The following is a 9,606-nucleotide window of genomic DNA, read 5'->3' as shown; positions in this document are numbered from 1 at the left end:
CCCCCCAAAGCCGTCCCGCCCCCCCCACATCGCACCCCCCCCCCAACTTCCCCACCGCTAACCCCTACCACACCAACCCCGTCAATTGGGTAACCGCCACCCCCCCGGGCGGCGTCGGCGAGGTGCCGTTGCTGTGGCTGGCCGGGGTCCATCCGGCCGCCGTCGCGGCCGTCGGCGTCGGAATCATCGACCGCGTATGCATTCGGTGCGATATCCGGCTCGCCACTCCCGCCGCGGACCTCGATGATGTGGTCGGCGGCGGCGAGGACGGTCGGGCGGTGGGCCACCACGACGACCGTCGCCCCGGCGCGGGCGCGGGCGGTCAGCGCGGCGAGAACGGTGGCCTCGGCGGCGTCGTCGAGGTGGGCGGTGGGTTCGTCGAGGAGCAGGACGCGGCGGTCGGCGGCGAGCACGCGGGTGAGGGCCAGGCGCTGGCGCTGGCCCAGCGACAGACCCGTGCCGCCCGTGCCGACGACGGTGTCCCAGCCGCCGGGCAGTTCCTCCAGGACAGTGTCGAAACCCGTTGCGGCGCAGGCGGCCTCCAGATCACTGACCACCCGGGCCGGTCCCGTCGCGGGCGCCTCGGAGCGCGCCCCGAACAGTTCCAGGTTCTCGCGCAGCGTGCCGGGCAGCAGCACGGGTCGCTGCGGCAGCCAGGCGACCTCGGCCCACCAGCGTTCGCGATCCAGCTCGAGCACCGGGACGCCGCCCACGGTGACCTCGCCGCGCGCGGGCGCGATCAGGCCCAGAATCGCCTGCAGGGCCGTGGATTTTCCACAACCGTTGGGTCCGGCGAGGACGGTGATCGACCCCGGCCGCAGCACCGCGGAAAGGTCATCGGGCGCGCGGCCGTCACGACCCTGCACGGTCAGATCGCGAATCTCGACGACCCCCGGGGCGTCTCCGATATCGCGACGGCCCGCAGTGGCCGGGCGCGCCTGCCCCGCAGGCTCCAGCACAGCGAAAGCCCTTGCGGCAGCCGCCATCCCGTCCTGTGCGGCATGGAAACGCTCGCCCACCGCACGCAGCGGCAGATACACCTCGGGCGCCAGGATCAGCCCCAGCAGACCGGCATACAGCCCCATATTGCCGAAGACCAGCCGCATGCCGATGGACACCGCGACCAGCGCGACGCACAGCGTGGCCAGCAGCTCCAGCACCATCGACGACAGAAAGGCCACCCGCAGCGCCGACATGGTCCGCGCATGCAGCGACTCCCCGAGCGCCCGCACGCGGTCCCGCTGTGTCCGCTGCCCGACCGGCCCTGGCGGATCGGCCGGGCGGGTCTTCGCGGGCGTCGAATCGCCTGTGGTCGTTGCCGATTCACGCCCCAGCGCCCGCAGCGTCGGCATGCCCGCGAACAGGTCCAGCAGTTGGTCGGACAGCCGAGTGGTGGCCGCCAGGGTCGCGGCGGCACGCCCCTGCGTCATCAGGCCGATGAGAACCATGAAGATCGGGATCAGCGGCAGCGTCACCAGAATGATCGCGCCCGCCGTGAGATCGTGGGCGGCGATGACCGCCAGCACGATCGGCGGCACCAGCACCGCCAGCAGCAGGGCGGGCAGATATCCGGCCAGGTAGGCGCGCAGCCCGCTCAGCCCGCTGCCGACCACCACCGCCAGTTCCGTTCGGCGCGAGTCCAATTCACGCGGTGGCAGATCGGCCGCGGTGGCCAGCACCGCCTGCTCCAGCTCCGCCACCACCTGGGCGCCCGCCCGATGCGCCAGCCGCGACTGCCACCAGGTCGCCGCCGCGCGACAGCCGACCGCCACCGCCAGCACCACCAGCTCGGCCGTCCAGGACCCGAGGGTCCGGCGCCCCGGATCGGTGATCACCCCCGCGAGGACCCGCGCCAGCGCCAGCGCCGCCACCACGATGCAGCCGGTGGTCACCAGCGAAAGCAGCACGCTGACAACGAGATACCGCCGTGCCGAGCGGGCATACCGCCACAGGCGCGGGTCCACGGGTCGAGCCACGGTTCAGCTCCTCAGCGCACCGGTGAGCGTTCTTGCAGCGGCAGGCCGATCGGTGCCGGAATCTGATCGGTCGTGAGCCGCTTGCGGAACACCCAGTACGTCCAGCCCTGATAGATCAGCACCATCGGCGTCAGGACGACCGCACACCAGCTCATGATCTTCAGCGTGTAATGCGTCGACGACGCGTTGTCGATGGTGAGGTTGTAGGCCGCATCGATGCTCGACGGCAGCACGTTCGGATACAGCGAGCCGAACAGCAGCACCACCGCGCCGATGATGGTCAGCGCGGTACCGAAGAACGCCCAGCCGTCGGCCCTCGTGCCGTGTTCCTTTCCGCCGCCCAGGAACAGCGCCGCACCGGCGAGCACCAGACCGACCACCGCCAGCACCACCATCGCCCAGGTCCAGCCCTTGCCGTGCGCGAACTGGGTCCACAGGCCGAAGGCCGCGACGGCGACCGCGGTCGGAATCCACAGCAGCCGTTCGAGTTTCACGGCCTCGGTGCGGATGTCACCGCTGGTCTTGAGGCTGACGAAGACCGTGCCGTGCAGCAGGAACAGCAGGGTGGTGGTCAGCCCGCCCAGCAGCCCGTAGCCGGTGATCATGCCCCACAGCCCGCCCTCGATCCGCTTGTCGGCGTTGAGCTGCACGCCGTGCACGATATCGGCGAACGCCAGGCCCCACGCGAAAGCCGGTATCCAGGAACCCAATCCGATGCCGATATCGGCCCAGAACCGCCACTTCGGATCGTTGATCTTGCCGCGCCATTCGATGGCGCAGGCCCTGGTGATCAGGCCGACCAGGATCAGGAACAGCGCCAGGTAGAACCCGGAGAACAGGCTCGCGTACCACTCGGGGAACGCCGCGAACATCGCGCCGCCGCCGACCAGCAGCCACACCTCGTTGCCGTCCCAGACCGGGCCGATCGTGTTGAGCAGCACGCGCTTTCGGGTCTCGTCGCCCCTGCCGAGGATCGGCATCAGCATGCCGACCCCGAAGTCGAAGCCCTCCAGCACGAAATAGCCGGTGAACAACACGCCGATCAGCAAGAACCAGAATTCGGGCAGACTCATCATCGGCTCCTAGTAGGCGAAGGAGAGCTTCTCGACGGGTTCGGCGCTTGTGGCCGAGGTCGTCACGTGTTCCTCGGGCCCGGCGACGACGTAGCGGCGCATCAGGTAGAACCACGCCACCGCCAGCAGGCCGTAGATCACCGTGAACCCGATGAGGGTGAACAGCACCGTGGCCGCCGAGTTCCCGGATACCCCGTCCTGCACGATCATTCGCAGGTTCAGGTCACCGGTCGGGTTGGGCGCGACCACCCAGGGCTGGCGGCCCATTTCGGTGAACACCCAGCCGGAGCTGTTGGCCAGGAACGGCGTCGGGATCGCGATCAGGCTCAGCCACGAGAACCAGCGCTGATCCGGGATCCGCCCGCGCCGGGTCACCCAGAATCCGACGAGCGCGATGGCCGCCGACCCGATCACCCATCCGATCATGGCGCGGAAGGACCAGTAGGTGACGAACAGGTTGGGCCGGTAGTCGCCGGGACCGTACTTCTCGTTGTAGCTGACCTGCAGATCCTTGACGCCCTGCAGGGTCACATCGCTGAACTTCCCCTCGGCCAGATAGGGCAGTACACCCGGCACCTCGATGAGGTGGGTGACCGAGTCGCAGTTGTTGTGGGTACCGACGGTGAGGACGGAGAAGTCGGGATCGGTCGCGGTGTGGCACAACGATTCCGCGGAGGCCATCTTCATCGGCTGCTGCTTGAACATCAGCTTGCCCTGGATGTCACCGGTGATCAGCAGCGCCACCCCGGCGACGATGATCACCCACATGCCCACCAGCCCGGCGGGCCGCCACAGATAACGCGCCTCCGCGATCTTGTGCTCGTCGCCGGAGCGCGCGTTGCGCACCATCCACCACCCGGCGATACCCGCCATGAACGTCCCCGCGGTGATGAAGGCGCCCGCCACCACGTGCGGGAACGCCGCCAGCGTGGTGTTGTTGGTGAGCACCGCCATGATGCTGTTCAGTTCCGCGCGACCGGATTCGGGGTTGTAGCGCGCGCCGACCGGGTGCTGCATGAACGAGTTGGCGGCGATGATGAAGTACGCCGAGGCGTTCACGCCGATCGCGACCATCCAGATCGTCGCCAGGTGCACCAGTTTCGGCAGCCGGGTCCAGCCGAAGATCCACAGCCCGAGGAATGTCGACTCCATGAAGAAGGCGACCAGACCCTCCAGGGCCAGGGGCGCGCCGAAGATGTCGCCGACGAAGCGGGAGTACTCGCTCCAGTTCATCCCGAACTGGAACTCCTGCACGATGCCGGTGGCGACGCCGAGGGCGAAGTTGATCAGGAACAGCTTGCCGAAGAATTTCGTCAGCCGGTACCAGCGGTCCTTGCCGGTGATGACCCATGCGGTCTGCAGCCCGGCCACCAGCGGCGCCAGCCCGATGGTGAGCGGCACGAAGATGAAGTGATAGACGGTCGTGATGCCGAACTGCCAGCGCGAGACGTCGACTACGTCCATGACCGCACCCCGCTGCCGCTCGGCACGATCGCCGCCCGCGCACAGCGCGGAACGGTTCGGACGCTGCACCTGCTCATGGGGACCTCCTGCCGTACTACGACATGTCGTAGTAAAGGCTACGCCGAGGATCCCACGGATCAATGAGTTCTACGCCACGACACTCCGGGAGATTTTGCTGTGCGATAACGGATTCCGGCCCGATTCCCGATTCCGGGCATGGATCGGACCCGCGCCCGGGAACGGTCCCGCGTTCCCTACGTCCAGTCGGCCAGATTCCACGACCGGGCGACGCCCCGATCCACCATCTCCGCGATCTCCGGCGCGCAGTCCGGCGGCGACATCCGCAGCCCGTCCAGCGTGGCCACCCGCGCTGCCAGCGTGACGCTCGACAGTAACCAGACGCTGTCGGCGGTAATGAGATCGGCGGTGAAGAAGGATTCGTAGCGGCAGTCCCACCCGGCCTTCTCGGCCTCGGCGAACAGCGCGCGCTGGGTGATGCCGGGCAGCACGCCGTTGCGCGCCGGCGGCGTGAGGAGCTGCTTGTCGCGCTGGATGACCACGGTCGACCGCGGGCCCTCCAGGACTCGGTGCTCGGTGCTGGTGTAGATGACGTCGTCGGCGTCCATGCGCGCGGCGAACCGCAGCGCCGCCATATTGGTGGCGTACGACAGCGTCTTGGCGCCGAGCAGCAGCCACGGCGCGTTCGGCGCCAGATCCACCGAGATGCCGCGCGACAGCGTGATGACCGAGATGCCTTCCGCGCGAGCCTTGTTCACGCGCTCGGCGACCGGCAGCACGAGGATGTAGGCGGTGGGCGGCGCGGCCCGGCCCGTCGGCTTGCGGGAGGCGGCGGGGACGGTGGATTCGATGCTGTCGCGTCCTCGGGTCAGCACCATGCGCAGCTGGCCCTCGCGCTCGCTGCCCCATTCCTTGGCCGCGGTCTCCACGGCGGTCCGCCACTGTCCCAGGTCCGGCTCGGGTAGGTCCAGCGCCTCGGCCGAGCGCCGCAGGCGCGCCAGATGCAGTTCGATCGCGCACGCCTTGCCGTCGCGCACCAGCACCGTCTCGAAAATGCCGTCACCGCGCAGCGCGCCGATGTCGTCCGCACAGAGCAACGGCTCGTCCGGATCCCGGACGGTGCCGTCTAGAGTCACCAGAACTCGATCCACCATGCGCAGCAGCCTAGGCGAACGGGCGGTTCTACGAGGGGGTACCGAACCTCCGGTAGGTAACCGTTCACCCAATCCTGAGATCAGATAGGTCCGACCGATCAGTTTGGTGACCGACGACACCTTGTCAGGGCTGCCTCCCAGGCCAGCACAGCTCGCCGCCGAAGGCAAGTGTCGTTCCTGCCGCGTTTGCGGCGCCGTCGCGGGCGGCACAAGTGAGCAGGGCATACAGTGGGTGTGTGTCCGTGGTCCTTCCGCCCAGTCCCTTGTCGACATCCCCGGGAGCCGTCCCGGGCCCGCCGGAGACTCCCGACGCCGCGGTCGCGTGGCATTACGGCGATCCGTTCGGTGAGCAACGCGCGGCCGCACAGCGCGCGGCGGTGGTGGACCGGTCGCACCGATTCGTCCTCACCAGCACCGGCGCGGAACGACTGACCTGGCTGCACACCATCTCGAGCCAGCACGTCGCCGAGCTGGCGGACCGCCGATCGGCGGAGAACCTGGACCTCGATCTCAACGGCCGCGTCCTGAATCATTTCGTGCTCACCGATGTCGACGGCACCCTGTGGATCGACACCGAGGGCGAGCGCGGTCCGGCGCTGCTGGAATTCCTGCAGAAGATGGTGTTCTGGGCCGACGCCAAACCGGAGGCGGCGCCCGGGTACGCGGTGCTGAGCCTGCTCGGGCCGCAGGCCCAGGCGGTGGCCGACGCGCTCGACCTCGGCCCGCTGCCGCCGACCTACGCCGCGATCTCGCTGCCGGAGGGCGGTTTCCTGCGCCGGATGCCCTGGCCGACGGACGACTCCTTCGACCTGGTGATCCCGCGCGACCGCCTGACCGAGTGGTGGTCGCGGCTCACCGCCGCGGGCGCGGAACCGGCCGGGCTGTGGGCCTTCGAGGCGCTGCGGGTGGCGGCGCTGCGGCCCCGGATCGGTGTCGACACCGACGACCGGACGATCCCGCACGAGGCGCGCTGGATCGGCGGCGTCACCGAACATGGCGCGGTCCACCTGGACAAAGGGTGCTACCGCGGCCAGGAGACGGTGGCGCGGGTGCACAATCTGGGCAAGCCGCCCCGGCATCTGGTCCTGTTGCACCTGGACGGATCCGCCGATTCCCGCCCGGCGACCGGTGATCCGGTGACCGCCGGTGGCCGCTCGGTGGGGCGCCTGGGCACCATCGTCGACCACTACGAGTTCGGGCCGATCGCGCTGGCCTTGATCAAGCGTTCGATACCGGCGGATGCGCGGCTGGAGGTGGGCGAGACGGCGGCGTCCATCGACCCCGACTCGATGCCCTCCGACAACGAGCCGCAGGCGGGCCGCATGGCCGTCGAGCGGCTGCGTGGACGATGAGCGACCCGTGCGTGGGGGGGGGGGCCCCCCCCCCCGGGGCCGCGGGGGGCGGGGGGGGGGGGGGGGCCCCGCCCCCGGGCCGCCGGGGGGGCCCCCCCCCCCCCCCCCCCCGGGGAACGGTGCTCGCCGTGTGCGTGGTACACGCCGAACTCGAGCTGTCGCCGAAGGTGAGCAGGGTGGGCCGGACGGCCATCGACAAGCGCCCGGTCCCGCATCGGGTGGCGGTGCGGCCGCTGGGTCTCGAGGGTGATCACGTGTGCGACACCAGGAATCACGGCGGCGTGCACCAGGCGGTGTACGCCTACGCCGAGGAGGACGCCCGGCGCTGGGGCGGGGAGCTGGACCGCCCGCTGCCCCCGGGCTGGTTCGGCGAGAACCTGCGCATCTCCGGACTGCCGGTGAGCGATGCGGTGCTCGGCGAGCGCTGGTCGGTCGGCGACACCCTGCTCGAGGTGAGCGCACCGCGCGTGCCGTGCGCGACCTTCCAGCACTGGTCCGGTGAGCAGCACTGGGTCAAGCGCTTCACGCTCCGGTCGGACACCGGCGCGTATCTGCGGGTGCTGACCGAGGGAACGGTCGGCACCGGCGACGAGGTCCGCGTCGAGTACGTCCCCGAGCACGGCGTGACGGTCCGCGACGTATTCACCGGCACCGACCCGGACCGGCTCGACCTGCTGCTGGCGGCCGAACCGACCATCTCCGACGACATCCGCATGCAGGTCGACCGCCATCGGCGCCGAGCCGCGAACCGAGCGCGGGCGGCCGGGGCGGGTGGCGGCCCGTCGAGCGTTCGAACCGCGCACCGGGCCGAGCCGAGCGTCAGCGAGGGCCGACAGTGAGCGTGGACCTGGTCGAGGTGGTGCGGTCCGGGTTCCGCGAATGCGTGCATCGCGGATCGCTGGTGATTCTCGAGCCCGACGGGGAGCCGCTGGTCGCGCTCGGCGAGGTGCACCTGCCGATCTTCCCGCGCTCGACCAACAAGCCGATGCAGGCGATCGCGCTGCTGCGCAACGGTTTCGAACCGGTCGACGACGCCGAGCTGGCGATCGCGACCGCCTCCCATTTCGGCGAGCCCGACCACGTGGCGCTGGTGCAGCGGCTGCTGGACCGCTTCGGCTTCGCGGACAAGCAGCTGGAATGCCCGCCCGACCTCCCCTTCGACGAGGTGGCCCGGGCCGCGGCGCTGGCCGGGCGCGATCGCGCCGAGGCCGCCCGCCGCATCTATATGAACTGCTCGGGCAAACATGCCGCGATGCTGGCCACCTGCGCGATCAACGGGTGGCCCACCGAGGGCTACCTGGACGCCGCGCATCCCCTGCAGCGGGCGGTGGCGGAAACCATCGCCGACATCACCGGCGAACCCGAATCCGATCTCGGCATCGACGGCTGCGGCCTGCCGATCGTGCCGGTGTCGCTGGTGAATCTGGCGCGGGCCTACGGATCGTTCGCGACGGCCGCTCCGGGGTCGCCGCAACGGCGGGTCGCCGATGCGATTCGCACCCATCCGCGAGTGATTTCGGGCACGGACGGACCGGACCTGCTCACCATGCGCTCGACCCCCGGCCTGGTGTGCAAGATCGGCGCCGACGGGGTGCACGCGGGGGCGCTACCGGACGGCCGCGCGTTCGCCTACAAGATCGACGACGGGCACGATCGCGCCCGGATCCCGCTGACGCAGGCAATTCTGCAGCGCATGGGTGTCGAGTGGACCGACGAGCACGCCGCCCTCGCCGCACCCGCGGTGCTCGGGGGCGGGGCCCGGGTGGGCATCATCCGGGCAATTCCGGGAGTCCTCTGACGGCGGCCCGCAGGGTGCGACAACCGGGCAAACCCGGGCAGATCGGGAGTCTTCCCCCACTCCTGGAAGCGAGACCGGCAGACACACGCTAAAGTGTCTGTCAGGAAGAGTATTAATTCGAACGGGGCCGCCAAACCACCCCAGGCCGCCCCGCAGTGACGCGAGGGGGTCAGCCATGGGCCGTGGCCGGGCTAAGGCAAAGCAGACCAAGGTCGCACGCGAGCTGAAGTACAGCTCGCCGTCGACCGACTTCGCGAGCCTTCAGCGCGAGCTCTCGGGGGGACACTCCCGTGACTCGCAGCGCAGCGGCGTGCTTTCCGATGAGCACGACGCGGACGACTCGCTGCCGCGCTGGGAGGACGACGAGGACCACGACGACTGGCGCCGCTGATTCGGATCGACGTTCGCAAGGGGGGGGCGGGGGGGGGCCCCCCCCCCGGGGGTGGGGGGGGGCGCGGCGGGGGGGCGGGGCCCCCCCCCCCGCCCCCCCCCCACGACCCCGCCGATCCGGCGGGAAACGACATACCGGCGTCCCGCCCCTCAGGACGGGAGCATCCGGCGTACAGCGAGCCTCGGCTCGCGGTGCGTGACCTGACGAGCCTCGACGGTGGCGCGAAGACGCGGGCGACCGGGCACTGAAACCGTTGCGGGGGTGGGAAGGGGGGGGGGCGCCCCGCGCGCCCCCCCGGGGGGGGGGCCAACCCGCGGGGTGAGGCCGACGCCGACGGGGTGCGCGGGCGGGGGGCCGCGGCCGAGCACTCCAGCGAGCAC

7 protein-coding genes and 1 pseudogene are annotated in these 9,606 nt (G+C 70.4%); 4 read left to right on the top strand and 4 right to left on the bottom strand.

The window, feature by feature from the left end; all coding sequences use genetic code 11:
• Positions 1-236: 236 nt before the first annotated feature.
• From QH290_RS30880 to QH290_RS30865, 4 genes and pseudogenes are all read right to left on the bottom strand, one after another.
• A pseudogene (locus tag QH290_RS30880) lies at positions 237-1,976 on the bottom strand (ABC transporter ATP-binding protein/permease); the annotation flags it as partial.
• Between the two features lie 11 nt (positions 1,977-1,987).
• Positions 1,988-3,049: a cytochrome d ubiquinol oxidase subunit II gene (gene cydB, locus QH290_RS30875; protein ID WP_280386723.1), complete on the bottom strand. Its 1,062-nt coding sequence runs from the start codon at positions 3,047-3,049 to the stop codon at positions 1,988-1,990.
• Between the two features lie 9 nt (positions 3,050-3,058).
• Positions 3,059-4,513, bottom strand: a complete 1,455-nt coding sequence (locus tag QH290_RS30870; RefSeq protein ID WP_280264395.1) for a cytochrome ubiquinol oxidase subunit I — start codon at positions 4,511-4,513, stop codon at positions 3,059-3,061.
• A gap of 254 nt (positions 4,514-4,767) precedes the next feature.
• Entirely contained in the window at positions 4,768-5,685 is a 918-nt protein-coding gene (locus QH290_RS30865; protein ID WP_280386721.1) for an aminodeoxychorismate lyase, read from the bottom strand.
• A 236-nt stretch (positions 5,686-5,921) separates the two neighbouring features.
• Here QH290_RS30865 and ygfZ point away from each other — a divergent pair, with 236 nt between their 5' ends.
• From ygfZ to QH290_RS30845, 4 genes are all read left to right on the top strand, one after another.
• Positions 5,922-7,037 (top strand): CAF17-like 4Fe-4S cluster assembly/insertion protein YgfZ, encoded by a 1,116-nt coding sequence (ygfZ, locus tag QH290_RS30860; RefSeq protein ID WP_280264390.1) that lies wholly within the window; start codon positions 5,922-5,924, stop codon positions 7,035-7,037.
• Between the two features lie 128 nt (positions 7,038-7,165).
• Positions 7,166-7,876 carry an MOSC domain-containing protein gene (locus tag QH290_RS30855; RefSeq protein WP_280265585.1) on the top strand — a complete coding sequence of 237 codons (711 nt, stop codon included), beginning with the start codon at positions 7,166-7,168 and terminating at the stop codon, positions 7,874-7,876.
• Entirely contained in the window at positions 7,873-8,835 is a 963-nt protein-coding gene (locus QH290_RS30850; protein WP_280265584.1) for an asparaginase, read from the top strand. The genes QH290_RS30855 and QH290_RS30850 overlap by 4 nt, the downstream gene beginning before the upstream one ends.
• A gap of 175 nt (positions 8,836-9,010) precedes the next feature.
• Complete coding sequence (locus QH290_RS30845; RefSeq protein WP_280265583.1) at positions 9,011-9,226, top strand: DUF3073 domain-containing protein; 216 nt, start codon at positions 9,011-9,013, stop codon at positions 9,224-9,226.
• Positions 9,227-9,606 lie beyond the last annotated feature (380 nt).

It is taken from the genome of Nocardia wallacei (genome assembly GCF_029869545.1).
GTDB lineage: Bacteria > Actinomycetota > Actinomycetes > Mycobacteriales > Mycobacteriaceae > Nocardia > Nocardia wallacei_A.
This window is presented reverse-complemented; position numbering and strand designations above follow the sequence as displayed.

What these genes read in the sequence shown, in the direction of transcription:
- cydB (WP_280386723.1), bottom strand. Translation starts at nt 3,049, where the DNA reads ATGAGTCTGCCCGAATTCTGGTTCTTGCTGATCGGCGTGTTGTTCACC.
- QH290_RS30845 (WP_280265583.1), top strand. Translation starts at nt 9,011, where the DNA reads ATGGGCCGTGGCCGGGCTAAGGCAAAGCAGACCAAGGTCGCACGCGAG.
- QH290_RS30865 (WP_280386721.1), bottom strand. Translation starts at nt 5,685, where the DNA reads ATGGTGGATCGAGTTCTGGTGACTCTAGACGGCACCGTCCGGGATCCG.
- QH290_RS30870 (WP_280264395.1), bottom strand. Translation starts at nt 4,513, where the DNA reads ATGGACGTAGTCGACGTCTCGCGCTGGCAGTTCGGCATCACGACCGTC.